At 58.7% G+C, this 24,228-nt stretch carries 24 protein-coding genes and 3 pseudogenes; 18 read left to right on the top strand and 9 right to left on the bottom strand.

Annotation, left to right across the window (positions count from 1 at the left end; translation table 11 throughout):
- Positions 1–5: 5 nt before the first annotated feature.
- Together IEX01_RS19360 and IEX01_RS21640 are read right to left on the bottom strand one after the other, a co-directional pair.
- A complete protein-coding gene (locus IEX01_RS19360) occupies positions 6–164 on the bottom strand; it encodes a type I toxin-antitoxin system Hok/Gef family toxin (protein ID WP_024556819.1) in 159 nt (52 codons plus the stop codon).
- Positions 124–249 (bottom strand): annotated as a pseudogene (locus IEX01_RS21640) (DUF5431 family protein); the annotation flags it as partial. The pseudogene IEX01_RS21640 and the gene IEX01_RS19360, both read right to left, overlap by 41 nt.
- A gap of 401 nt (positions 250–650) precedes the next feature.
- On the opposite strand from IEX01_RS21640, the gene dgoR reads away from it, so the two are divergent.
- From dgoR to IEX01_RS19320, 8 genes and pseudogenes are all read left to right on the top strand, one after another.
- Entirely contained in the window at positions 651–1,340 is a 690-nt protein-coding gene (dgoR, locus tag IEX01_RS19355) for a D-galactonate utilization transcriptional regulator DgoR (RefSeq protein WP_188724384.1), read from the top strand.
- Positions 1,337–2,221, top strand: coding sequence for a 2-dehydro-3-deoxygalactonokinase (locus IEX01_RS19350; protein ID WP_188724383.1), 885 nt, complete (start codon positions 1,337–1,339; stop codon positions 2,219–2,221). Before dgoR ends, IEX01_RS19350 begins: the two co-directional genes overlap by 4 nt.
- On the top strand, positions 2,205–2,822 hold the full coding sequence (locus IEX01_RS19345; RefSeq protein ID WP_024560864.1) for a 2-dehydro-3-deoxy-6-phosphogalactonate aldolase: 618 nt from the start codon (positions 2,205–2,207) through the stop codon (positions 2,820–2,822). Before IEX01_RS19350 ends, IEX01_RS19345 begins: the two co-directional genes overlap by 17 nt.
- The gene (gene dgoD / locus IEX01_RS19340) at positions 2,819–3,967 is read left to right on the top strand and encodes a galactonate dehydratase (RefSeq protein WP_024556815.1); all 1,149 of its coding nucleotides are present in this window, start codon (positions 2,819–2,821) and stop codon (positions 3,965–3,967) included. The genes IEX01_RS19345 and dgoD overlap by 4 nt, the downstream gene beginning before the upstream one ends.
- A gap of 169 nt (positions 3,968–4,136) precedes the next feature.
- Positions 4,137–5,473, top strand: a pseudogene (locus IEX01_RS19335) (MFS transporter).
- Positions 5,474–5,616: 143 nt separating this feature from the next.
- The gene (locus IEX01_RS19330; protein WP_188724382.1) at positions 5,617–6,927 is read left to right on the top strand and encodes an MFS transporter; all 1,311 of its coding nucleotides are present in this window, start codon (positions 5,617–5,619) and stop codon (positions 6,925–6,927) included.
- Positions 6,928–6,936: 9 nt separating this feature from the next.
- On the top strand, positions 6,937–7,869 hold the full coding sequence (locus IEX01_RS19325) for a 2-hydroxyacid dehydrogenase (RefSeq protein ID WP_188724381.1): 933 nt from the start codon (positions 6,937–6,939) through the stop codon (positions 7,867–7,869).
- 60 nt (positions 7,870–7,929) lie between these two features.
- Entirely contained in the window at positions 7,930–9,180 is a 1,251-nt protein-coding gene (locus IEX01_RS19320) for a YidR family protein (protein WP_188724380.1), read from the top strand.
- Position 9,181: 1 nt separating this feature from the next.
- Here the strand turns inward: IEX01_RS19320 and IEX01_RS19315 are convergent, their stop codons facing one another.
- Positions 9,182–9,508 (bottom strand): YceK/YidQ family lipoprotein, encoded by a 327-nt coding sequence (locus tag IEX01_RS19315; RefSeq protein ID WP_024560866.1) that lies wholly within the window; start codon positions 9,506–9,508, stop codon positions 9,182–9,184.
- A 308-nt stretch (positions 9,509–9,816) separates the two neighbouring features.
- On the opposite strand from IEX01_RS19315, the gene ibpA reads away from it, so the two are divergent.
- The 5 genes from ibpA (at position 9,817) to IEX01_RS19290 (ending at position 12,814) form a co-directional block, all read left to right on the top strand.
- Positions 9,817–10,233: a small heat shock chaperone IbpA gene (ibpA, locus tag IEX01_RS19310; protein ID WP_024556809.1), complete on the top strand. Its 417-nt coding sequence runs from the start codon at positions 9,817–9,819 to the stop codon at positions 10,231–10,233.
- 116 nt (positions 10,234–10,349) lie between these two features.
- Entirely contained in the window at positions 10,350–10,835 is a 486-nt protein-coding gene (ibpB, locus tag IEX01_RS19305) for a small heat shock chaperone IbpB (protein WP_024556808.1), read from the top strand.
- A 154-nt stretch (positions 10,836–10,989) separates the two neighbouring features.
- Positions 10,990–11,337, top strand: coding sequence for a YidH family protein (locus tag IEX01_RS19300; protein WP_024556807.1), 348 nt, complete (start codon positions 10,990–10,992; stop codon positions 11,335–11,337).
- On the top strand, positions 11,327–11,686 hold the full coding sequence (locus IEX01_RS19295; RefSeq protein ID WP_024556806.1) for a DUF202 domain-containing protein: 360 nt from the start codon (positions 11,327–11,329) through the stop codon (positions 11,684–11,686). The genes IEX01_RS19300 and IEX01_RS19295 overlap by 11 nt, the downstream gene beginning before the upstream one ends.
- Before the next feature lie 48 nt (positions 11,687–11,734).
- A complete protein-coding gene (locus IEX01_RS19290; protein ID WP_029696972.1) occupies positions 11,735–12,814 on the top strand; it encodes a cellulase family glycosylhydrolase in 1,080 nt (359 codons plus the stop codon).
- Here the strand turns inward: IEX01_RS19290 and emrD are convergent.
- The 4 genes from emrD to tisB form a co-directional block, all read right to left on the bottom strand.
- Entirely contained in the window at positions 12,753–13,937 is a 1,185-nt protein-coding gene (gene emrD, locus IEX01_RS19285) for a multidrug efflux MFS transporter EmrD (RefSeq protein ID WP_188724379.1), read from the bottom strand. The two genes, IEX01_RS19290 and emrD, sit on opposite strands and share 62 nt — an antisense overlap.
- Before the next feature lie 169 nt (positions 13,938–14,106).
- The gene (locus tag IEX01_RS19280) at positions 14,107–14,727 is read right to left on the bottom strand and encodes a histidine phosphatase family protein (protein WP_024556803.1); all 621 of its coding nucleotides are present in this window, start codon (positions 14,725–14,727) and stop codon (positions 14,107–14,109) included.
- A gap of 31 nt (positions 14,728–14,758) precedes the next feature.
- Complete coding sequence (locus IEX01_RS19275; RefSeq protein WP_024556802.1) at positions 14,759–15,220, bottom strand: GNAT family N-acetyltransferase; 462 nt, start codon at positions 15,218–15,220, stop codon at positions 14,759–14,761.
- A gap of 102 nt (positions 15,221–15,322) precedes the next feature.
- On the bottom strand, positions 15,323–15,412 hold the full coding sequence (tisB, locus tag IEX01_RS19270; RefSeq protein WP_034881899.1) for a type I toxin-antitoxin system toxin TisB: 90 nt from the start codon (positions 15,410–15,412) through the stop codon (positions 15,323–15,325).
- Between the two features lie 1,013 nt (positions 15,413–16,425).
- On the opposite strand from tisB, the gene IEX01_RS19265 reads away from it, so the two are divergent.
- The 5 genes and pseudogenes from IEX01_RS19265 to IEX01_RS19245 all read left to right on the top strand — a co-directional run bounded on the left by IEX01_RS19265 (position 16,426) and on the right by IEX01_RS19245 (position 21,991).
- Entirely contained in the window at positions 16,426–16,920 is a 495-nt protein-coding gene (locus IEX01_RS19265; protein WP_024556801.1) for a hypothetical protein, read from the top strand.
- Between the two features lie 171 nt (positions 16,921–17,091).
- A complete protein-coding gene (gene tagH / locus IEX01_RS19260) occupies positions 17,092–18,339 on the top strand; it encodes a type VI secretion system-associated FHA domain protein TagH (RefSeq protein ID WP_024556800.1) in 1,248 nt (415 codons plus the stop codon).
- 53 nt (positions 18,340–18,392) lie between these two features.
- The gene (locus tag IEX01_RS19255; protein ID WP_024556799.1) at positions 18,393–19,364 is read left to right on the top strand and encodes a hypothetical protein; all 972 of its coding nucleotides are present in this window, start codon (positions 18,393–18,395) and stop codon (positions 19,362–19,364) included.
- Between the two features lie 91 nt (positions 19,365–19,455).
- On the top strand, positions 19,456–20,817 hold the full coding sequence (locus tag IEX01_RS19250) for a serine/threonine protein kinase (protein ID WP_188724378.1): 1,362 nt from the start codon (positions 19,456–19,458) through the stop codon (positions 20,815–20,817).
- A gap of 85 nt (positions 20,818–20,902) precedes the next feature.
- Positions 20,903–21,991: pseudogene (locus IEX01_RS19245) on the top strand (AAA family ATPase).
- An 8-nt stretch (positions 21,992–21,999) separates the two neighbouring features.
- On the opposite strand, the gene IEX01_RS19240 reads toward IEX01_RS19245, so the two are convergent.
- Positions 22,000–23,070 (bottom strand): class I mannose-6-phosphate isomerase, encoded by a 1,071-nt coding sequence (locus tag IEX01_RS19240; protein WP_229701880.1) that lies wholly within the window; start codon positions 23,068–23,070, stop codon positions 22,000–22,002.
- A 101-nt stretch (positions 23,071–23,171) separates the two neighbouring features.
- Positions 23,172–24,029 carry a glucose 1-dehydrogenase gene (locus tag IEX01_RS19235; RefSeq protein WP_024556795.1) on the bottom strand — a complete coding sequence of 286 codons (858 nt, stop codon included), beginning with the start codon at positions 24,027–24,029 and terminating at the stop codon, positions 23,172–23,174.
- Positions 24,030–24,228: the final 199 nt, after the last annotated feature.

The following is a 24,228-nucleotide window of genomic DNA, read 5'->3' as shown; positions in this document are numbered from 1 at the left end:
AAAGTCTACTTACCGGATCCGCAAGCCATGCTCGCCGCAACCTCCCTGAACCCGTCTTTATAGCGAATTTCGCAAAGCGATTTTCGTATTAACGAAGTGAATATTAATAGCGTTAAACAGACGATTAATACGCACCAGATCAAAGCATTTCGCGGCATTTTCATGGCCTTCTTCTCCTTGCCTTGCGGCGGGTAAGAGGCTATCCTGATGTTGTCTGACATAGGAGTGAGCCTCGTTGGTTAATAAAATGACCTTCGGGGCTTTCTTTTTTCTGCCTCACAACACTTACCGACTTTATGAGGCAAAAAGCCTCAAGCGCCAGCGCCATTCTACCGCTACCCTTTCTGTCGCCACTACCGTAAAACCACGGGCGTTTTGCTGAATTTCTCTTAACGAATCCTGTAGTTACCTCGCGATCCTGCTTCCTGAACCACAAATAAATAAGCCCCATCTATCGAATGGGGCTTATTTATCTTTTCAGATACTGGATTGTCTTTTTTGTGATCTGGATTGTAGTACAACCATTAATGATTGTACTACATTCACCATATCAACAATGAAAGCCGCTTCACGTTTGTACTGCAAAAAAGAGGCGAAAAGCGGCAACCACGGTAAAGTAAGGGGCATTACCCTTTGTTTAAGGAATCATCATGACCCTCACTAAAACCGACCGCATTATCGTTACGCTGGGTCGCCAGATTGTCAGCGGGAAGTATGTTCCCGGGTCGGCGTTACCGGCGGAAACGGATCTGTGCGAAGAGTTTGAGACTTCGCGCAACATTATCCGTGAAGTATTCCGTTCGCTGATGGCGAAACGACTGATTGAGATGAAGCGCTATCGCGGCGCGTTTGTCGCGCCCCGCAACCAGTGGAATTTCCTCGATACCGAGGTGCTGCAATGGGCGCTGGAGCATGACGACGACCCGCGGCTTATCGCGGCGATGAGCGAGGTGCGAAATCTGGTGGAGCCCGCTATCGCCCGCTGGGCGGCGGAGCGCGCCACGTCAAGCGACCTGGCGCAAATCGAGCTCGCGCTTAACGACATGATCGCCAATAACCAGAATCGCGACGCTTTTAACGAAGCGGATATTCGCTATCACGAAGCGGTGCTGGCCTCGGTGCATAACCCGCTTTTGCAGCAGCTGAGCGTGGCCATTAGCTCCCTGCAACGCGCGGTGTTTGAACGAACGTGGATGGGGGATGAAGCGAACATGCCGAAAACCCTGCAGGAACATAAGGCGCTATACGATGCGATTCGGCATCAGGACGGCGATGCGGCGGAGCAGGCGGCGCTCACCATGATCGCCAGCTCCACCCGACGACTCAAGGAAATCACATGACATCTCGCTACATCGCTATCGACTGGGGATCAACCAACCTTCGCGCCTGGCTTTATCAGGGCGGGGCGTGTCTGGAGAGCAGAAAATCGGAAGCGGGCGTTACCCGTCTTAATGGCAGAACGCCCGAAGCGGTGCTGGCGGAAATCACCGAAGGGTGGCGTGACGAAAGCACCCCCGTACTGATGGCGGGCATGGTGGGCAGCAACGCGGGCTGGAAAATCGCCCCTTATCTGCCTTGCCCGGCCCGCTTCTCGGAGTTTGGCGCGCAGCTCACCACGGCTGCGGAACACGTTTTTATCATTCCCGGCCTGTGCGTGCAGCGCGAAGATAACCGCAACGTTATGCGCGGTGAAGAGACGCAACTGCTCGGCGCCCGCGCGCTTCAGCCTGCGCCGCTCTACATCATGCCCGGCACCCACTGCAAATGGGTGCAGGCGGATAACGAGCAGGTTCATGATTTTCGCACCGTGATGACCGGTGAGCTGCATCACCTGTTGCTGAAGCAATCGCTTATCGGCGTCGGCCTGCCGGAGCAGCAGCTTAATGCGGACGCTTTTCAGGCGGGGCTGGTGCAGGGGCTGGAAACCGACGCGCCGCTGGCCCGTCTGTTCGAAGTGCGCGCAGGCCATGTGCTGGGCAGCCTTGCGCGCGAGCACGTCAGTGAATTTCTTTCCGGGCTGCTGATTGGCAATGAAGCGGCGAGCATGACTCGTCTCTGGCAGCCAGACCGTCAGCAGCCATTAACTATCGTCGCCAGTCCGGCGCTCGCCGGGCGCTACCAGCAGGCGTTGAACGCCCTGGGCTTCCAGGCGCAGACGCTTGAGGGCGACGCCGCATTTCAGGCAGGCATAAGGAGTATCGCTCATGCAGTGGCAGAATAGGCTTCCGCTCATCGCTATCTTACGCGGCATCAAGCCCGAAGAGGCGCATGAGCACGTCGCGGCGGTTATCGACGCCGGGTTCGAGGCGGTGGAAATCCCGCTTAACTCGCCGGACTGGCGCACCAGCATTCCCGCCATGGTCAACGCCTTTGGCGATAAGGCGTTGATTGGCGCCGGCACCGTACTCAAGCCTGAGCAGGTGGACGAACTGGCGGAAATGGGCTGCCAGCTTCTCGTCACGCCAAACATTCAGCCGGAAGTTATCCGCCGCGCGGTAGGCTACGGCATGACGGTTTGCCCCGGCTGCGCCACGGCGACAGAGGCGTTTAACGCCATCGACGCTGGCGCCCAGTCGCTGAAAATTTTCCCCTCCTCGGCATTCGGCCCGGATTACATCAAGGCGTTAAAAGCGGTGCTGCCGCCGGACATCCCGGTCTTCGCCGTGGGCGGCGTCACGCCGGAAAACCTGGCGGTGTGGCTGAAAGCGGGCTGCGTCGGCGCGGGGCTTGGCAGCGATTTATACCGCGCGGGGCAATCCGTTGAGCGCACCGCGGAGCAGGCAAAAGCATTTGTTAAGGCGTATCGAGAGGCAGTGCAATGAAAATCACCAAACTAACGACATACCGTTTACCGCCCCGCTGGATGTTTCTGAAGATTGAAACTGACGAAGGCGTTGTGGGCTGGGGCGAGCCGGTCATTGAAGGCCGCGCCCGCACCGTGGAAGCGGCGGTGCATGAGCTGGGCGAATACCTGATTGGCCAGGACCCGGCGCGGATTAACGATCTGTGGCAGGTTATGTACCGCGGCGGTTTTTATCGCGGCGGCCCTATTCTGATGAGCGCCATCGCCGGTATCGATCAGGCGCTGTGGGATATTAAAGGCAAAGTGCTTAACGCCCCGGTATGGCAATTAATGGGCGGCCTGGTGCGCGATAAAATTAAAGCCTACAGCTGGGTTGGCGGCGACCGCCCCGCGGAAGCGATCGCGGGTATCGAAACGCTGCGTAAAATCGGTTTCGACACCTTTAAATTAAACGGCTGCGAAGAGTTAGGCGTCATTGATAATGCGCGCAAAGTGGATGCCGCCGTAAATACCGTGGCGCAAATTCGCGAAGCGTTCGGCATGGATATTGAATTTGGCCTTGATTTCCACGGTCGCGTCAGCGCGCCGATGGCGAAAATATTAATTAAAGAGCTGGAACCTTACCGCCCGTTATTTATTGAAGAGCCGGTGCTGGCGGAACAGGCGGAATATTATCCGAAGCTTGCTGAGCAAACGTCCATTCCAATTGCCGCGGGCGAACGTATGTTCTCGCGCTTTGAATTTAAACGCGTGCTGGACGCGGGCGGACTTGCCATTCTGCAACCGGATCTCTCTCACGCGGGCGGTATTACCGAGTGCTTTAAAATCGCTGCGATGGCGGAAGCTTATGACGTGGGCCTTGCGCCGCACTGCCCGCTGGGACCGATTGCGCTCGCTGCCTGTCTGCACGTGGACTTTGTCTCGCGCAACGCCGTATTCCAGGAGCAGAGCATGGGCATCCACTATAACCAGGGTGCCGAGTTGCTCGACTTTGTGAAAAATAAAGACGATTTCAAAATGGACGGTGGTTATTTCTATCCATTAATGAAGCCAGGCCTCGGCGTGGAAATCGACGAAGAACAGGTTATTGAGCGCAGCCGAAACACGGTGGACTGGCGCAACCCGTTATGGCGGCATGATGATGGTTCGGTCGCTGAATGGTAATGCGCGTCATACTTCGCGCTGCAACGGCGTTGGCTGCGTTAATTCGCCCTGGTCACTTACTTTTGTAAGTTCCTGAGGATTTATAAACGTGCCGCTTTCCCCCGGCACAAATGATTTAGCGTTTATTAAATAAAAAATTTATTACATCACCCTCTGTAATCTACAGGGCATGGTGAGGGGTCTCGCCATGCCAAAATCCGGAGACCGAGTATTATGGATATTCCTGTAACCGCCGTAAAAACCGGACGTCGGCGCTACCTTACGCTGGTCATGATCTTTATTACGGTCGTGATTTGTTATGTCGACCGCGCCAACCTGGCGGTGGCTTCAGCACATATTCAGGAAGAGTTCGGCATTACGAAAGCGGAAATGGGTTACGTCTTTTCCGCCTTTGCCTGGCTTTATACGCTCTGCCAGATCCCGGGCGGCTGGTTCCTTGACCGCGTAGGTTCGCGCCTGACCTATTTCATCGCCATTTTCGGCTGGTCGGTCGCCACGCTGTTCCAGGGCTTCGCCACTGGCCTCATGTCACTAATTGGCCTGCGCGCCATTACCGGCGTGTTTGAAGCGCCCGCGTTTCCGACGAACAACCGTATGGTAACAAGCTGGTTCCCGGAGCAGGAGCGCGCGTCGGCGGTGGGCTTTTACACCTCCGGGCAGTTCGTCGGCCTGGCCTTCCTTACGCCAATGCTTATCTGGATCCAGGAAGCGCTGAGCTGGCACTGGGTCTTCATCATTACCGGCGGCGTCGGCATTATCTGGTCGCTCATCTGGTTTAAGGTCTACCAGCCGCCGCGCCTGACTAAAAGCCTCAGCAAGGCGGAGCTGGATTACATTCGCGAAGGCGGCGGTCTGGTGGATGGCGACGCGCCAGCCACCAAAACCGAGCGCCAGCCGCTGAGCCGCGCCGACTGGAAACAGGTCTTTCACCGCAAGCTGATTGGCGTTTACCTCGGCCAGTTCGCGGTGACCTCCACGCTCTGGTTCTTCCTGACCTGGTTCCCGAACTATCTCACCCAGGAGAAAGGCATCACGGCGCTGAAGGCTGGTTTTATGACCACCGTGCCGTTCCTCGCCGCCTTCTTCGGCGTGCTGCTCTCCGGCTGGCTCGCGGACAAGCTGGTGAAAAAAGGCTTCTCGCTGGGCGCGGCGCGTAAAACGCCCATCATCTGCGGCCTTCTCATCTCCACTTGCATCATGGGCGCCAACTACACCAATGACCCGGTGTGGATCATGACGCTGATGGCGGTGGCGTTCTTCGGCAACGGCTTCGCCTCTATCACCTGGTCGCTGGTCTCCTCGCTTGCGCCGATGCGCCTGATTGGCCTGACCGGCGGGGTGTTCAACTTTGTCGGCGGCCTTGGCGGCATCACCGTGCCGCTGGTGATTGGCTATCTGGCGCAGGATTACGGTTTCGGTCCGGCGCTGGTTTACATCTCCGTGGTGGCGCTCATTGGCGCGCTCTCTTACATCCTGCTGGTGGGGGAGGTGAAGCGCGTAGGCTAAGGCCCGTTAAGAGAGAAGGTGAAAACAGGCGAGGGAGTGCATTACAAGCGTTACCGTCCGGTTGTCAGCATCGCGCCGGGCGGTAACCGTTCAACATTATAACTAACCGGCCGCCACGAGCGGCCAACTGAGAGGGTTCTGCTATGAATACCGATCTGTACACTACGACCTTACGGCAGCTTAACGCGAAGATAATTCCTTTCATTATCATCTGCTACTTCGTTGCCAACCTTGATAAAACCAATATCTCCATCGCGGCGCTGCAAATGAACGCCGACCTCGGGCTGAGCGCCAGCATGTATGGCCTCGGCGTGGGAATGTTCTATATCTCCTACATTATTTTCGAAATTCCCAGCAACGTCATCATGACCAAAGTCGGCGCGCGGGTCTGGATTGCGCGCATCATGATAACCTGGGGCATCGTCAGCGCCGGGATGTCGCTGGTGCAAACCCCGACCCAGCTTTACGTGATGCGCTTTTTGCTCGGCATGGCGGAAGCGGGCTTTACGCCGGGCATCATCTATTACATCTCCTGCTGGTTCCCGAAAAGCAACCGCGCGCGGGCCATGTCCTTCTTCTATATGGGCTCGGTGATGGCGTCGATTATCGGCCTGCCGATTTCCGGCACCATACTGAACATGCACGGCATCGCCGATATCGCCGGCTGGCGCTGGCTGTTCGCTATTGAGGGCGTGCCGGCCATCGTGCTCGGCGTTCTGGTGCTGTGGCGCCTGCCGCAAACGCCGGACCATGCGCCATGGCTCTCTACTGAGCAGAAAGGCTGGCTGAAGGCGCAGCTCGCGCGGGATAACGCGAGTGTGGAGGTTGGCAGTAACCATAGCTGGCTTAGCGCGCTAAAAAACAAAACCGTGCTGCTGTTGAGCCTGGTCTGGTTCCTGCAGGCGTTCGGCTCCATCGGCATTACGCTTTTCCTGCCGCTAATCATCAAGAGCATGGCAAGCGAGCAGAGCAACATCGTAATAAGCCTGCTCTCTGCGGTGCCGTTTATCGCCGCCTGCCTGTTTATGTATCTCAACGGCCGCCATTCGGACACCACCAACGAACGCTCCTGGCACCTTGGTTTGCCGTTGATTATCTCCGGCCTTTCGCTCGCCATTGCCATTTACTCCAGCAACCTGCTGGTGGCGTATGGGCTGCTGGTGCTGACGGTGGGCTTCAACTTCGCGCTTACGCCTATTTTCTGGGCGGTCACCACCGAGAAGCTGGCGGGCGTGGCGGCGGCGGCGTCCATCGCTTTTATCAATACTGTGGCGAACTTTGTCGGCCTGGGGCTGCCGCCCCTTCTTGGCAAAATCAAAGACATGACCAACAGCTATCACTACGGGCTGCTGATTGTGGCGGTGGCGCTCATTATCGGCGGCGTTATCGGCATTCTGGTGTCGCGCCCGACGCATTCTCGCGCTGCGGAACAGCCCGCCTCCCGTCTCTCTTAAGGAAGGAACATGAAACAGAAAGTACTTAAGCAAGCTTACCTGCCCGATGCGCTGACTGCGGAACTGAGCGAGCACTACGATCTGCGCGAACTGGCGCAGATGACCGCCGCCGATCTCGCCGCCATTGCGGATGAAATCACGGTGGTTATCACCAATGGCGAAGCGGTGGTGACACGCGAATTCATCGCCTCGCTGCCCGCGCTGAAGCTTATCACGGTGTTTGGCGTCGGCTACGATGGCGTGGACGTGGCGGCGGCGCGGGATCATGGCGTGCAGGTTACCCACACGCCGGGCGTACTGACTGACGATGTGGCGGACCTGGCGATGGGGCTGATGCTGGCGACGTCGCGCAAAATCGTCGCGGCGCAAAAGTTCATCGAGCAGGGTGGCTGGCGGCAGGGCGGTTTTCAATGGACGCGCAAAGTCTCCGGTGCGCGGCTGGGTATTTTCGGCATGGGCCGCATCGGCCAGGCCATCGCGCGCCGCGCCCAGGCGTTTGATATGGAAATCAGCTATACCGACCGCAATCATCACCGCTCACTGCCGTACCGTTATGTCGCCGACCTGCATGAGCTGGCGACGCAGAGTGATTTTCTGATGGTGTGCGCCCCGGGCGGCGCGCAAACGCGTGGGCTTATCAACCAGTCCGTGCTGGCGGCGCTGGGGCCACAGGGCATGCTGGTTAACATCTCTCGCGGTAGCGTGGTGGATGAGGCGGCGCTGGTCCACGCGCTGGAAAACAACCTTATCGCCGGCGCGGGGCTGGATGTTTTCGCGAGCGAGCCCAACGTTCCCGCCGCGCTGCAACAGCGCGACAACGTGGTGATTACCCCGCACATGGCGAGCGCCACCTGGGAAACGCGTCGCGAGATGTCCCGGCTGGTGCTGGAGAACGTGCACGCCTGGTTTGCGGGCGCGCCGCTGGTGACGCCCGTTCCCTGATAGGTTTTTCTGCGTAAATCTTTTACCCTGAGGCGATTCTCGCTTCAGGGTTTTTTATTTATGAAACAGCTTACTTTCGCCTCGCGTCATCATCAGCTTACCAATATCAATACCTGGACGCCGGACAGCCGCTGGCTCGCCTTTGATGTGCGTCCTTCCGGCGCCTCGTTTACCGGTGAAACCATTGAACAGGTGAATGTGGAAACAGGTGAGGTCGCGGTCATTTACCGCGCTACGCAGGGCGCGCATGTGGGCGTGGTGACGGTTAACCCACAAAAAGCGCAGTATGTTTTTATTCACGGCCCGGAAAACCCTGACGATGCCTGGCGCTACGATTTCCATCATCGCCGCGGCGTGGTGGTGGAAAACGGTCAGGCGACGAACCTGGACGCCATGGACATCACGCCGCCTTTTACGCCGGGCGCGCTGCGCGGCGGCAGCCATGTGCATGTGTTTAGCCCGGACGGCGCGTGGCTGAGCTTTACCTATAACGATCACGTGCTGCATGAACGCGACCCGAAGCTTGATTTACGCAACGTCGGCGTGGCGCTGCCGTTTGGGCCTGTCACGCCGGGTTTCCAGCATCCGCGTGAGTACGCCGGCAGCCGCTGGTGCGCGCTGGTAAGCCGCACCACGCCCGCGCCTCGCCCCGGCAGCGACGAGATTAACCGCGCCTATGAAGAGGGCTGGGTGGGACATCACGGCTATCTGAAAGCGGATGGCAGCCTGCAGCGCCGGGCGCTGGCGTTTATTGGCGACACGCTCTCGGCAAGCGGCGAAAAAGTGCCGGAGCTGTTTATCGTTGATCTCCCTGAAGACGAGGCGGTGTGGAAGCAGGCATTCCCGGGCGACGACAGCGCCATGCCCGCCCCGCCTGCGGGCGTCATGCAGCGCCGCCTGACGTTTACCCATGCGCGCCGCCACCCGGGGCTTGCCACCACGCCGCGCCACTGGGTGCGCAGCAATCCGCAGGGCAGCGAGCTCGCTTTTTTAATGAAAGATGATAATGGCGTGGTGCAGCTGTGGCTTCTCTCGCCCAACGGCGGCGAGCCGCGACAGCTTACCCATGGCGAACAGGGCGTGCAGTCGGCTTTTAACTGGCATCCTTCCGGCGAGGCACTGGGTTTTGTGCAGCAGAATCGCATCGTATTGTGCGACGCGCAGACAGGGAACATCACCCCGTTAACGCCTGTTCAGGAGAGCGAAATTTCCGCCGACGCGGTGGTGTTCTCGCCGGATGGCGAAAAGATTGCCTGGATGCAGGAGACGGCAGGTTTCCGCCAGCTCTGGATGACCGCAACCGGGTGTTAACTCAGATAGCGGGCGGAATGGCGGCGTTAATGGCGTAGTTTTTTTTCTCGCTCTCTTCCACCCGCGCTTTGACCGATTTGTCAGTGCGAAAGGCGTCCCACGGCACCAGCAGCGTATCCGCCACCACCGTAAAGGGCATATCAAGCGCCACCAGCGGTTTTAGTCCCCAACTGGTGTTGCCGTCCACCAGCATTTTGTAGCTGTTGCGAGTACCGGGGTAATAGCCCTGCTCGCCGCCGCCAGTATGTGACATCATGCTTGAACAGCCGCTGAGCGCCATCGCTCCGACGGTGAACAGCCCTACCCTGAGTCTCTTTTTCATGTTCATTCTTATTGGTGAATAGACAGCTCTGCCGTATGGCTCCGAGGTATAACGTCCCCGGTTCAGAATGAATAGCGCTCTTTCTCTGCTGTGTGGAGGCTGTCGCAGTTTGATAAAAAGTTCCTCTACCCAGTCTAAGCAAAGAAATGTAAACCGCAAAAAAACCGGCTCGATTCCTCTTGAAAAGTGGATGGGCGAACCCATTTTACAGGTGTGACCGAAGAGCAACATGCCGCATGGGTGTTGGCGTCACGCCAGTCTGTCCTTCGGGAAGACGTTACTTTTTATCTCGCTGATTTCAGGAGCTCGTTGTTATGCGTAATTTTGACTTATCCCCGCTTTATCGTTCCGCCATCGGTTTTGACCGTCTGTTCAACCTGCTTGAGAACAACCAGAGCCAGAGCAACGGCGGCTACCCTCCGTACAACGTGGAGCTGGTGGATGAAAACCACTACCGTATCGCCATCGCTGTGGCCGGTTTCGCCGAGAGCGAACTGGAGATCACCGCGCAGGATAACCTGTTGGTAGTGAAAGGCTCCCATGCGCCGGAGCAGAAAGAACGGACCTACCTGTATCAGGGTATCGCCGAGCGCAATTTCGAGCGTAAATTCCAGCTCGCCGAAAACATCTTCGTACGTGGCGCGAACCTGGTGAACGGTCTGCTCTATATCGACCTTGAGCGCGTTATTCCGGAAGCGAAAAAACCGCGCCGTATCGAAATCGGTAACTAATTTCCCTGGGCACGCTTTCGCGGCCCACGTTAACTGTAGTCGTGCTCGCCGAACGGGAGCACAGCCAGCCCGCATACGCTGGCCGTAAAAACTCGCTTCAAAGAAGGAGAAACGTTATGCGTAACTATGATTTATCCCCCTTTTTCCGTCAGTGGATTGGCTTTGACAAGCTGGCCAACGCGATGCTGAACGCCGGTGAAAGCCAGACCTTCCCGCCCTATAACATCGAAAAAAGCGACGACAACCACTACCGCATTACCCTTGCGTTAGCAGGTTTCCGTCAGGAAGATCTGGACGTGGAACTGGAAGGCACTCGCCTGAGCGTCAAAGGCAACCCGGTGAAGCCGGAAACCGAGCCGAAATGGCTGCATCAGGGTCTGGTGCTGCAACCCTTCAGCCTGAGTTTTACCCTGGCTGAACATATGGAAGTGTCCGGTGCAAGCTTCGTCAACGGCCTGTTGCACATCGATCTGGTGCGTAACCTGCCAGAAGCCCTGGCGCCGCAGCGCATCGCCATCGGCCAGCCGCGCGCGCTGAGTGACGACCGCGTCATCGAAGGCGAGCGCCCGGCGCTGAGCCACAGCGAAAGCCAGAACAGCTAATCACTGCCGTAATGGCATCATCAAAAGGCCCCGTAGCGGGGCCTTTTTAATACGCTTTTCCCCCTTTCCTCACGGCGCGTCCTGCGCGAGCAGCTTTTCCCCGCTTATGCTTAAATAGCTTACTTTTGGGATAAAGCCCGGCACAGGAGACGCAATGAAACTTTCCCGCACCGGCGAAGCGCCGGACTACCGCTTTTCGCTGGCCAACGAACGCACTTTTCTTGCCTGGATTCGCACCGCGCTGGGGTTTCTCGCCGCAGGCGTGGGGCTTGATCAGTTCGCGCCGGATCTCGCTTCGCCGCTGGTGCGCGAGGGCGTCGCCTTGCTGCTCTGTCTGTTTGCGGGTGGGCTTGCCCTTTATGGCTATCTGCGCTGGCTGAACGTTGAAAAAGCGATGCGCCTGAAAGCCGATCTGCCCTACACCCGCGCGCTTGCGGGGATAAGCCTGCTGATGCTGCTGGTCGCCCTCGCGGTAATAGTCATGGTGATATATGGCCGATAGCCGCCGCGCGCGGCGTATCGCCGACCCGGGCCTGCAGCCGGAACGCACGTCGCTTGCCTGGTTTCGCACCTTTCTTGGCTACGGCGCGCTGCTGATGCTGGCGCTGCGCCACAGCTGGCAGCAGGCGGGCATGCTGTTCTGGGCGGCTATCGCCGCGGGTTTCATTGTGGCAGGCGTGCTTTACGGTTACGCCCGTCAGCGCAACGTGATGGATACCGCCCGCAGCGATTTTTTAACCCCCGCCGCCGCGCACGCTAAGCTGTTGATAGCGCTGGCGGTGTGTATGCTGGCCCTGCTCTTCGCGGTGGTGCATCTCGGCCAGCTTGTTATGCTGATAAGCGGGGCGTGAACTTTTGTTGCAATCGCGCTAAGCCGCCGTACAGAAATCATGTTAAAAATGCTTTTTCCGCCTGTTCGCAAGGAAGATACGTTGAAGCCGCTCCTTACTCTTGCCGCCTTCTGCTTTTGTCTGCCGGTCTGGGCGAGCGATGCGCCCGCCGCCACGCCGCTTACGGCGCAGCGCTATGCCGCCCAGCTTGGCGTCGGCATGGATGTCGACTGGGCGCGCACCGAACGCGGCATCCGCGAGTTTGACCCGCTGGCGGTGCGCGATTTTCATGATAAAGGGCTTGGCCATATACGCATTCGCGTGGCAGGGGAGATCAACGAGCAAAAGCTCATTCATCTGCGCAAAATTGTCGAAGCCTGCGAGCAGTATGGCGTGGTACCGGTTATCGCTTATCAGGCGGAGACGTTCAAGTCCGACCCGGATCGTGAAAACGAGGCGAAAGTGGTCGCCTGGTGGAGCGAAACGGCGCGCTATTTTGGCCGCGAGCATCCGCTGCTGGGGTTTGATCTCATCTACGAACCGGCAGAGCGGTTGAACCATAACCCGCAGGCACTGAACCGGCTTTACGATAAAACCATTAAGGCTATCCACGCGGTTGATCCGCAGCGTATGGTCTTTGTCGCCCCGCGGCTGCACGCCGCGCCGGAAGATCTGGCGAACCTGAAGCTGCCTGTCGAGAATCGCGGCTACGTGCTGGGCGAATGGCATATCTTTGCCTGGGGGCCGCAGAAGGTGAACGGCAAATATCCCTGGACCTCCGGCACCGCGGCGGAAAAAGCGGCGATTCGCGAGCGTATCAACGCCGCGCTGCGCTGGCAGCAAAAAACGGGGCGCGCCAGCTGGGTCGGCGGCTGGTCCGCCGGACAGTCGACCAAAGCCGCGCCGTCCGCTTCCACGCTGGCGTTCGCGAACTTCATGGCCTGCGAGCTGCAAAAGGCGAAAATTCCGTACGCCCTTAACGCCGATAACCTTTTTTACGATGGGGAAGAGGGTGCATGGCGGCCCGCCATGGAGCCGCTGTTGCAGGTGATGTTAACGCCGGAATGCGCGGCGGGGAAAAGCGTCGTTAAACCGGCTGGCCATGCAGCCGTTCGCGGTGCGCCAGCGGCAGCCAGCACAGCAGGATAAGCAAGCCCATCGCCGTCATCAGCATGCCGAGGCTCGACTGGCCGCCCTGCGGCAACAGCGCGGATGACCAGGCGAGTAGCCCGGAGCCGCAGTTTTGCAGGCCGCCCACCAGCGCCCCAGCGGTGCCTGCAAGAAACGGAAACGGCTCCATCGCGCCGCTGGTGGCGAGCGGGAAAAGCATGCCCGCGCCGAAAAAGAAAAGCGCGGCGGGGATAAGCAGCGTCCAGACCGTCATCACGCCGAACCAGCCCGGCAGCCACATGGCTATACCCGCCAGCAGGCAGCTTATGACCGCCTGCCACATCAACGTGGAAAAACGTTTGTGCTGCCGACCAGCAAACCAGGCGCCGAAAAAAGCCGCCGGGATCGGCAGAATAAACAGCACGCTTACCGTCAGGCTGTTAAATCCAAGCCCTGCGCCCATTAACACGCCCGCGCAGGCTTCAAACACCGCCACGCCCGCCAGTCCGCCAATCAACATCAGCAGATAGCAGTTAAACGCGCCGCTGCCGAACAGCGTTTTATAGCTGGCGATCAGCCGGGCGCGCGGCGCCTGCGCCGGGCGCGTTTCCGGTAGCCAGCGGAACATGCTGAAGGAGACGACAACACACAGCGCGAGCAGAAAAGCGAAGCAGGCGCGCCAGCCCCAGAGGGTGTCCAGCACGCCGCCGAGCAGCGGCGCCAGCAGCGGGCTAACCAGAATACCCATATTTAACAGGCTATTGGCGTGGCGCAGCGCCGGTCCGGCGTAAAGATCGCGCGGCAGCGTGCGGGCCATGACGCCCGCCACCCCCGTCCCCATGCCCTGCAAGCTGCCGGCGATAATCAATACCGTCAGGTTGCGGCTCAGCAGGGCGATAACCGTCGCCAGCATAAAAATCAGCATACCGGCGAAGATAACCGGACGGCGGCCGATGCGGTCCGAAATCGGCCCATAAACCAGTTGCGAAGCGCCATAGGTCAGCAGATAAGCCGCCATCACGCTTTGTACCGCGCCTTCGCGTACGTGCATATCGCGAGCGATATCCGCAATAGCGGGAATATAAATGGTTTGCGCCATCTGACCGACGGCCGTCAGCAGGATCAACATTAGAAGCAGGTGACTATTCGCTATTTTTCTCATGGTTATTATTCAAATCGCATTGGGTTTTTTTAGAGGATGCGTCTGGTTAATAATAAAATGCGAGAGGAATATACCGTAAAAAAGGCGATTAGCCAGTCAGTAAGGCGGTCATGCTGCCCGGGCGCAGGCAGCTTTTATAAACGGCTTTTGGAAAGATTTATTGCCAGTCTTACAGACAACCGGCCGCCAGCAGATGTGTGGCGTGGCCCCAGCTTAAGACGCTCAGTTCGCCATTGTGAACCTCGATCAGCGAAAAGCTGCCGTTCGCCGGGCTGTAACGGGAAAAGGGGTCGGCAAGTTTTGCGCCATGCAGCCGCCAGAGCAGCGCGGCAAGGGTATTGCCATGGGTAACGGCGCAGGCGGTTTCGCCAGGCAGCGCCTGCGCGTAGTCCAGCAGGGCGTGATAAAGCCGCTCGCCCGCCTGGCGGGCGCTCTCACCGTGCGCCGGAACGGCGTCGATATCACCTGCCAGCAGCGCGCCGCCGCTTTGCGGATGCAGCCGCAGGACATCCTGAATCATCATGCCCTGAAACTCGCCAAGATGTTGTTCATGCAGACGGGAGTCAATACGCAACGGCGCCGCGTGATGCTGGGCAACGGCGTGCGCGGTAGAAAGGGCGCGCGTGGCGGGCGAGGACAGCACCGCGTCTATACGGTAACCCTCGAGCGCGTCGAGGAGGGCTTCATTCTGCGCCAGACCGCGGGCGCTGACGCCGCTCTCCCGCTGGCCCTGCAGGAGGCCGCGCTCGTTCCACTCCGACTGCGCATGACGCACCACAATAAAACGCACCGGCAGCTCCTTATGAAAAAAGGCTACCTTATCATGCGGCGGACAGCGTGGAGAACACCAGGCGGTGCGTGATTTGCGGGTGCGCTTCAACCGGCGTAAAACCGGCGCGCTGGTAAAACCGGAATGCCGTTTGCGGCGCGCGAATGTTGAGGTAGTCAAAAAACTCGCGCGCATGTTGCGTTACCGACGAGAGCAGCACATGACCGACGCCCACGCCGCGCACCGGATGGCTGACATAAAGATGGCGCACGCGTCCGGCGCGAGGCGTTTCATCGTAAGGGTCGCGGTTTAGCCCACAGACGCCGACCAGCGCGTCGCCGAGGAAAGCACCGAGCAGCGTTTCGCCCGGCGCGGAAAAGAGATTGCTGCCGTCCAGCCAGTGGGTGGAAAGACGATTAAGCATATTGAAACCCAGCGCCTGGCTCTCCTCGCGCAGGCGCTCGAAATCAGCGCTGTAAGGGGTGACTGGCCTGATGGCGATAATGGATGACATCCTTCCCTCCTGTTTCCGCTTTGTGAGTAGCGAAGCCGTGTTAAAGGGGGGCGGTTGCCCGCCCCCCTTAGGTGCGGCTTGAACCTGAGTTACCGAAGGCGTTTACCGAAGGTACTTCAGGACAGCATCAAGCAGTTGCAGCAGCGCAACCATGAGTTTGAGGATGAGGATAACCCAATCCACAGCGCTCATACGCGTCTCCTCTGGTCAAGGAGCACGCAACTGACGTACCTCTCCGCTGCCTGTTGCCAGTTGCTTTGTTGGCGTAACACAGTGTGCTCTCACGGGGTTAAGGCACTGACGGCACCACCCGTTTCAGCCAGGACTTGTTTCGCGCCCGTAAGTTGCGGCCCCGTCTCGCACGCTGTGACAGCAAAATCAGTATAGATAGGTACTGTATAAATTAACAGTATTTTCTGGACAAGAAAAAGAAACATGGATCATACTGTTGAAAAGCCACTGTCACGCCGCGCGCAGAATTGCGATAGCGGTCAATTCGTCGTATAGTTAAAAAGTTGACGTAACACAGTGTGCTTTACGGCTACCACCCGTAAACAGCTGAAAAAACCCTGCCCCAGCGGCGGGGTTTTTTGTTTCTGCTCGCCTCTTCTTTGAGCTTAGCGAAAAGAGACTTTTTTTCTGCCTTTTCGGGTTTTTTCTTTCATTCGAAAAAATTAATGCAACCACTTAATGTAGCCCGCTTTACGCTTTGTTTTACCTGGGCTACATATTGTGTGGGCGTCAGGTGCAAACGCTTTCTCTACAGAGGGAAATACCGGGGCTTTAAAGCTTTGCGTTTTTACTTAATCTCGTTTTCTTTATTTGGTTTTATGTTCCAAAAAAAGAGATTAGATTCGCCTTAATCGGCACATAGCCGTTCAATACGCGGCGGCGAATTACTGTTTTAAAGTAATTAGTGCTTTTTAATGAATGGTTTATGTCGTTTTTTAGATAAGCGAAGCGGTACGGGCTGAATGCAACAATGAGAGCCCGGGAGTATTGAATTCCTTAAGCGCTCACTTAAAAATAGCAGCCTCTTGTGCGGCTTATTTGATAAAGTCTGGGCGGGAGTTAACGATTGCGTGCGCGGCACCCCGCAGCGGCGCGTTAAGCCGTTTTTATCAGGGCGCGTTAATTAACAAAAAACGAAGCCCTGCCGCGCATATTACTTGTGCACGATATTCTGTTTGCAATGGAAGAAGCTGATGATGATGCGAAGCGTAGTAGTCCTGGTCATTGCGTTGGGCCTCTCCGGCTGTATGGCGCCTGCGCGTCCTCCCATGACGGATGACACGATTGTGACCAGCCAGGTGAATGGCGTTACCCTGACTCACCGGTATGCGGTAACCCCGCCTCAGGAATTTACACCCGTTAATCAGGATTACCGGGCGCTTTACCCGGCCTCGTTAATGAGCCGACCCGATTTCGGCGGCAACGTCATCCGCCAGCTGGATAACGGCAAAACCTATAAGGTGCTGGGCCAGGTGGAGCATTCCTGGATGGCGCTGGCCGATGAAGGCAAAGAAGAGCTGATTGGCTATGTGCCTGCGCGCGCGGTGGTAAAAAGCGAGCAGTATGACGCGACGGTTCGCCGCGACAGACCGCGTCCGCGTCGCGCCAGCAGCAAAACCTGTGTCGCGGTGGATGGCGCCAGCAAAGCCTGTAAGAACGCCGCGAGCGGCACCTGGATTATTGACTAATTCCGCCGTTGCAGGGGAAGAACAATAAGACAACGCAACGCCAGGCTATGCTGGCGTTTTTCGTTGCCATTCTGAAGGCAGGCGCCTGACGTCTGCCGCAATTGGACCTTTTTGCAGGATTCAGTACCCGCAGGGGTTGCTGCTCAGCACATTACCAGGCAGGAAAATGTTATGCGATTCACTCTCGTTTCCGTGAAACCGGGCCACAAGCCGCCGCAGGGCAGCTGCGAGTTTAACGCCCCGGGCGGCACGATTGGCCGCGGGCCTGATAACCATCTGGCGCTGCCGGATAACGACCGCCTGATTTCCCGCCTGCAGGCGCTGGTTCATGTCGCGCCGGACGGCGAGTGCCGCATCACTAACCTTGGCGCGGCGGCGATGGCTATCAACAACAAGCCGCTGGAAAAAGGCGAACAGGCAGAGCTCCAGGATGGCGACAGGCTGACGATTGCGGAATACAGCATTGAGATTGCCGATTTTATTTTGCACACCCAGCCGGTAAGCCGACTGGCAAGCCTGGGCGCGGGCGGTGAGCCGCCGATAAAGCCCGCCGCGCCTGTAGCCGTTGAGAATGCGCCTACCTCCGTACCTGCGGAGATATTGCAAAGCCTTATCAAAAACTACGCGGTTGCGGACAATATCTCCCGGCAGTTGCCGCAGGTGGCGGCCGCGGCGCCTGAGGCAAGCGAGTCCGCGCGCGCGTCGCAGGAAAATAGCGAGTCGCCCGCTATCAAAGCCCGCCTGCGCATTCAGCCGCAGCCGCGTGAAACCGCTAAAACGACGGAGAACGCGCAGGGCGAGGTGCTGGAAGGCGAACTGTTGACGGCGCTGCTGGAAGGATTAGGGCTTCACGACATTCATACGGTCCCCCGTTTCGATAGCGAAAAAATGCGCCAGCTGGGGGAAATGCTCAGCATGTTCGCGCAGGGAACGGTGGCGCTGCTCGCCTCGCGATCTATGCTTAAGCGCGACGTGAAAGCCGACATGACAATGATGCTGGATGACGCCAATAACCCTTTCAAGTTGCTGCCATCCGGCAAATCGGTATTAATGCAGGCGTTTGCCACCGCCATGCCGGGATTTATGCCGCCCACCAAAGCCGTACATGACGCGCTGGTGGATCTTCAGGCGCACCAGATTGGCATGATTTCCGGGCTGCACGCCACCAGCGAAGCGATGCTCGCTTCTTTCGACCCGCAGGCGCTGGAGGAAGAGGCGATGCGCGAAGGCTCGCTCTTTCGCCTGGCGTTGCCGGTAAGCCGCAAGGCGGCGCTGTGGGATGCCTTTGTCGCCCAGCACAGCAGCGCGGCGGGCGGCAGCAATGAAGTGAATGCCCTGGTCCGCGAGGCTTTTTTGCAGGCCTACGAGCGGGAAGTTAACCAGTACAAAGATTCGCAGAGCGAAGCGGAAACGCTCTGAGCGCCGCGTGGCGGCTCAGCATTCGTAATGGCTACAGACTTACAAGGATTTTTATGAAATTTTGGTTGCCCGGTCTGGCCTTGCTGGCGTTGTCAGCAGCAGCGCAGGCGGAAAATTACCGCATAGTGCAATCTCCTTCGCAGAAGCTGGATGTCTGGATAGACGATCTGGCGGACAACACGCCGCAAAGCTGGTGCGCGAAGGAGCTGCCGCTGCGCATTGTGGCGAATGGCGATAAGCGCCCCGTGCTGCTGAAAACCTTCATGCCGCGCCTTGGGGCGCTGCTGGAAAACCAGTGCGCGGAGCTCGCGGTGGTGCGCTGGCAGTTTACCTCGCCGGAAGGGGACCTGCTGGCGCAGGGTACGGCCAGTAAAACGGCGGACTGGACGCCGGTGGTGCTGCCCGCCGCCGCAGCCGATACGGCTGGCGAAGCGGCGCCGACGGGCCGTCCTGAAGATCTTTCGCCGCTGGCGGACAGAACGCCATGGCTGGAGTTCACGCTGCAGGATGGCTGCCACCTGCGCACCTTCTGGCAGGATAACGCCAGCGTGCCGGCTATCTTTATTCCGGCCAAGGCGGACGGCAAATGCGAAAAAGGCGGCTGGCTGAACGGCAGCAGCGAAGTGGTGCAGGTGAGCCACAACACCCAGAAGAAAATGACCATGACCTTCGTGCATGGCTTCCCCGTCAGCGGGCTGAATACCCAGGCTGACGCCGACAGCCTGCTGATTACCACCGTGAATAATGAAAGGATGGTGGTCAGCGACGGGCGCGCCAACCAAAGCTGGATGATTTTGCCTTACTCTGCGGAGCTCAACGGCTGGCTGGCGGACGGCACGGTGGCGGTAGAGATGTCGCGCGCGCAGGCGAGCGACGATGCGCGATTGCGCGCCCGGCTGGAGGCTATCCGCAAAGTCTGGTCCGGCTATCTGGAGCCCGGCGCGAGCCTGAAGATCCTGCTGGTGGATTCGCTCTCGCCGCTGCTGCGCGACCCGGCGGCAGGCGCTTACCGGGTCGTTAAATAATGCCGATTATCACGCTTCGCGCTGCCGTTTTGTCACGGAGCGTGACCCGGGCCTGGCGGATGCCAGGCTTGCTTAAAGAGAACCTTGCAACATGACGGACAACGCGAACAAAAAAGTATCTGAAGCCTTACCGATCGGTTACCGGTTTAATGAGTTTGAGATTCAGGAGGTGCTGGGCAGCGGCGGATTCGGCATCGTTTATCGCGCCTGGGATCACCAGCTTGAGCGCGCCGTCGCCATAAAAGAGTTTATGCCCGCCTCGTTCGCCATGCGCAAAGCGGACCTCAGCATCGGGCTTCGCGGCGAGCGTTTTGGCAAAGCCTTCAGCGCCGGGTTAACCAGCTTTATCGACGAGGCGCGCCTGCTGGCGCGTTTTAATCATCCGGGGCTGGCGCAGGTGCTGCGTTTCTGGGTGCAGAACGACACCGCTTATATCGTCTCTTTGTTCTATGAAGGCGTTACGCTGGGTCGCCTGCGCGAGCAGCACCCGCAGAAACTGGATGAAGCGGCTATCCGCCGCCTGCTGCCGATGCTGTTTGGCGCGTTGCGGGCACTGCACAAAGCGGGTTATCAACATCTGGATATTTCGCCGGACAATATTCTGTTGCAGGAAAACGGTCTGCCGGTGCTGCTGGACCCAGGCGCCGCCCGCCGCAGCATCGGCAACGTCACCGATGAAACCGAAACGCTGCTGCGTCCGGGCTACGCGCCGGTCGAGCAGTATAACGATGATGAAAACGCGCTTGGCCCGTGGACGGATATCTACGCGCTGGGGGCGGTGCTGCATACGCTGATTGTCGGCTCGCCGCCGCCGGTGAGCGTGGTGCGCTCCCTTCAGGACAACTACCAGCCGCTGGCGGAGCGCAAGCCGGAAGGCTATTCGCTTTCGCTGTTGCAGGCGATAGACCGGGCGCTGGCGCTGAAAAAAGAGGGGCGTCCGCAGTCGGTGGATGAGTTTGCCGCGCTGGTGGATCTCCCCGTCGGCGGGCACGACGACCTGCTGAATGCCGATAAGCCGGGCACTATGCTCATTCCGCTGGAAGAGCATAAGGTGGCCGTGACGGGCTGGAGACGTTACCAGACGGCGGGAATGGTGGTCGCAGGCGTGGTCGCCGGGATTATCATCGGCGGGCTGCTGTTTAGCAGTAGCGCGCCGCAGAACGCTCAGCCGGAAACGGCTGACGCAGACCGTCCGCAAGAACAGCCCGCGACGGCGCAGCCGCCCGCCGCTACCGGCGAACAGCAGGCGCTGGTGTATGTGCGCATTCGCGAAGGCGAACAGCTGTTGCTGAATGGCAAACCGCAGGCGGTGGTGCCGGCGGCGAACGGCTTCGCGGCGCTCCAGCTTCCGCCTGGCCAGTACGCCTTTACGTTGAAAAATCATGACCAGATCCGCAGCCAGAGGCTCACCATCGGGCAGTCCGGCACCTGGCTTATCAATCCGCAAAGCTAAACCCGAGGGCGCCCGGCGTGGCGCCCTGCGTCTTTCCGCACTTTTTCCGCTAAGCTGTTAACGTCACTCACCCAGCCGCCACGTTATGATTAAAAGCCTTTATATCGAAAACTACCGTTCGCTTCGCCGTGTTGCGCTGGAGCTCGAGCAGCTCAATATTGTTTTTGGCCCCAACGGCAGCGGCAAATCCAATATCTATAAAGCGATACAGCTGATGCACAGCGCAGCGCAGGGCGCTTTTTCCTAGGCGTTATCACGGGAAGGCGGCATCCTTAACGCGCTGTGGGCAGGCAGAAGCCGGCAGCAGGACGTACGGCGGATGATTCTTGCCGTAGAGACGGATGATTACGACTATGAGTTGCAGGTGGGGTTTGTGGAAAAGCTGCCCTACCCGACGCTGTTTCAGCTCGACCCGGTCATCAAAGAAGAGAAAATCTGGCTCAGCAATCAGCGCCGCCGTCCTTCAGCACTGCTCATGAAGCGCCAGAACCAGGCGGTCTTTCTGAGCAATATCCATCATGAGAAAGTAACGCACAGCGGCGCGATTTATGAGAACGAATCGGTGTTCGGGCAGCTTGGCGAGCCGCATCTCTACCCGGAGGTGTCCCAGGTGCGGGAGATGCTGCGCAACTGGCGCTTTTATCATGAGTTCGCGGTATCCGGAAACTCGCCGCTGCGCGAGCCGCAGGTCGGCTTTCGCGCGCCTGTGCTGGCAAGCGACGGCGCGAACCTTGCGGCCGCCTTTCAAACCATCGTTGAGATTGGCGATGAGGATTTACTGAACGCTATTCTGAACGCCGCTTTTCCGGGCAGCCGTTTTTATTGCGATAACCCCGGCGGGCGCTTCCAACTGCTGATGCAGCGCGAAGGGCTAACGCGCCCGCTCGAACCTGCCGAGTTTTCCGACGGTACGCTGCGTTTTCTCTGCCTGGCGGTGGCCTTGTTAAGCCCGCGCCCACCCGCCTTTATCGCCCTGAACGAACCGGAAAACAGCCTGCATCCGCAAATGCTGCCTGCGCTCGCGAAGCTGATAGCCGAGGCGAGCCGCTGGACGCAAATCTGGCTCACCAGCCACTCGCCGGAACTGGCGCGGCTGGTGCAGCAGCATACCGCCTGCGCACGCTATCAGCTTGCCATGAGTGAAGGAGAAACACGCGTGGAGCGGCTCGCTTAATACACGGTTTAGCGCAGCGTGTCCTGCACGTCGCCCAGCCGGCCTGTCTCTTTTTCGCTATACCCCCGCGCCCGCAGCGGTTCGATAATATCGCGCGCCAAATCCGGCACGTAGCCCACCAGCATTTCGCCTGCGCCGCAAAAGGTCACTCTGCGAAGCGCGGCGGGAAGCAGGCAGCTTTCGGCCCGGCCCAGCGTCAGCGACTCGCCTGCCGCCTTAAGCGTGAGCGGGTCGCCAAGGTTAGAGATGATTTGCGCGCCCCGGAAGGTGTAGTCGTTGTCGCTGGAAAAGCGCCAGCGCTCAAGGGCGAAGTAAGGCCCGGCGCAGCAGACGCGCCGTGAAAAATGCGGGCTCTCTTCAATCACCAGTCCCGGTTGCGGCGCAGTCGTCAGCTCAGGGCGCAGCTCATCCAGCAGCGCATCGATATTCTTTTCCTGTTCCGCACGAGAAATCTCGCTGCCGTCCTCCATGCGCCACGGCATCGCGTGCTGCTGAATATCCGAGGTCTGCTCTATCTCGTAAATCAGCGTATCCGGGCCGAAAGCGTGCAACATGCCGCCTGGAATATAAAAGGTGTCGCCCGTTCTCACCGGCAGGCGGTGCATAACCGCATCGTACTCTTCCGCCAGCAGGGCGCTTCGCAACTGCGCGCGGCTGACGCCGGGCTTGACGCCGGCAAGGCAAGTCGCGCCTTCCGCCGCCCATAAAATATGCCAGGCTTCGGTTTTGCCGTTGGGCTGCTGCTCCAGACGCTGCGCGGTTTCATCATTAGCATGCAGGTGAACCGGCAACATGCCGCTGCCGTCGATAAATTTGGTGAGCAGCGGGAAATGGGGGCCGCGCCAGCCGGGGCCGACCAGCTCCTCCGGGTAGCGCTGCGCCAGCTCGCGCAGGCTCATGCCGGCAAGCTCGCCGTTTTTCACCGTCGCTATCTTGCCGTCTACATCGCTCACTTCCCAGGTTTCGGCAACGCGCCCGTCAGGCAGGCCGGCTTTGCCGAGGCGCGTTTTGATAAGCTGACCGCCGAACACGTGCGTGGCTATCGGCAGGGTCAGCTGTAAAGGGTAAGCTTTCATCATTCAGCTCCTTACAGCAGGGCCTGCTCTTGTGCTGAGCATAAAACGGAAGGGGTAAGAGCAGGGGGAAGCGCCATAGGGCTACAGCCCCATGGCGCAAAACATCAGATAACTGCGGTACCGCCGGTCACCGCGATAGTGGCGCCGGAGATGTAGCTCGCTTCGTCGCTTGCTAGCATCACGTACGGCGCCGCCAGTTCGGCAGGCTGACCGGCGCGCGCCAGCGGCACCTGGCTGCCGAAGCTTTTCACCTGCTCGGCGGGCATGGTGGACGGAATAAGCGGCGTCCAGATAGGGCCCGGCGCAACGGCGTTAGAGCGGATGCCTTTTTCCGCCAGCAGCGCCGCAAGGCTGCCGGAGAGGTTGACGATAGCCGCTTTGGTGGCGGAATAAGCCACCAGCATCGGCTTCGGCGAATCGGCATTTACCGATGCGGTATGAATAAGCGACCCGCCTTTCGGCATATGCGGTACGGCGGCTTTGCAGATGCGGAAGGTGCCGTAGAGGTTGGTCTTAATGGTGCGGTCAAACTCGTCGTCGCTTATCTCATCCAGAGAATTGCGCGTCTGCTGGAAGGCGGCGTTATTGACCACAATGTCGATTTTACCGAAGGCTTCCACGGCTTTATCCACCACCGCCTGGCACTGCGCCAGCTCGGTGATATCGCCGCTCACCAGCACCGCTTTGCGCCCGGCCTCTTCAACCAGACGCGCCGTCTCTTTGGCATCTTCATGTTCATCAAGGTAAGAGATAAGCACATCTGCGCCTTCACGGGCGTAGGCGATAGCGACCGCGCGGCCGATGCCAGAGTCGCCGCCGGTAATAATCGCCGCTTTACCGGTCAGTTTGCCCGAGCCTTTATAACTGGTTTCACCGTGGTCGGGCTGGGGTTGCATATCTTTGGTGGAGCCAGGCCAGTTCTGCTGTTGTTCAGGAAACGGGGGAGTAGGATAGTTCGACATCGTTCGATCTCCTTTTCTGACAGCGTAGCCGCTGGTGGAAACAACGCAGCGCAAAGGCGCCGCGACAGGAATAAACGAGCCAGGCGCGCCTGAACTCGTCAAAATGAATGTTAAGCGTAGTTCATAAATCGGCGGCGCTGCATCGGTTTGCCAAAACCACAGGTTATTGAAAAGCCTTAAACCGTTTCGCTTAGGTTAT

The organism is Franconibacter daqui (assembly GCF_014644275.1).
GTDB lineage: Bacteria > Pseudomonadota > Gammaproteobacteria > Enterobacterales > Enterobacteriaceae > Franconibacter > Franconibacter pulveris.
The sequence above is the reverse complement of the archived record's forward strand: the minus strand, read 5'-3'. Positions and strand labels throughout refer to the sequence as shown.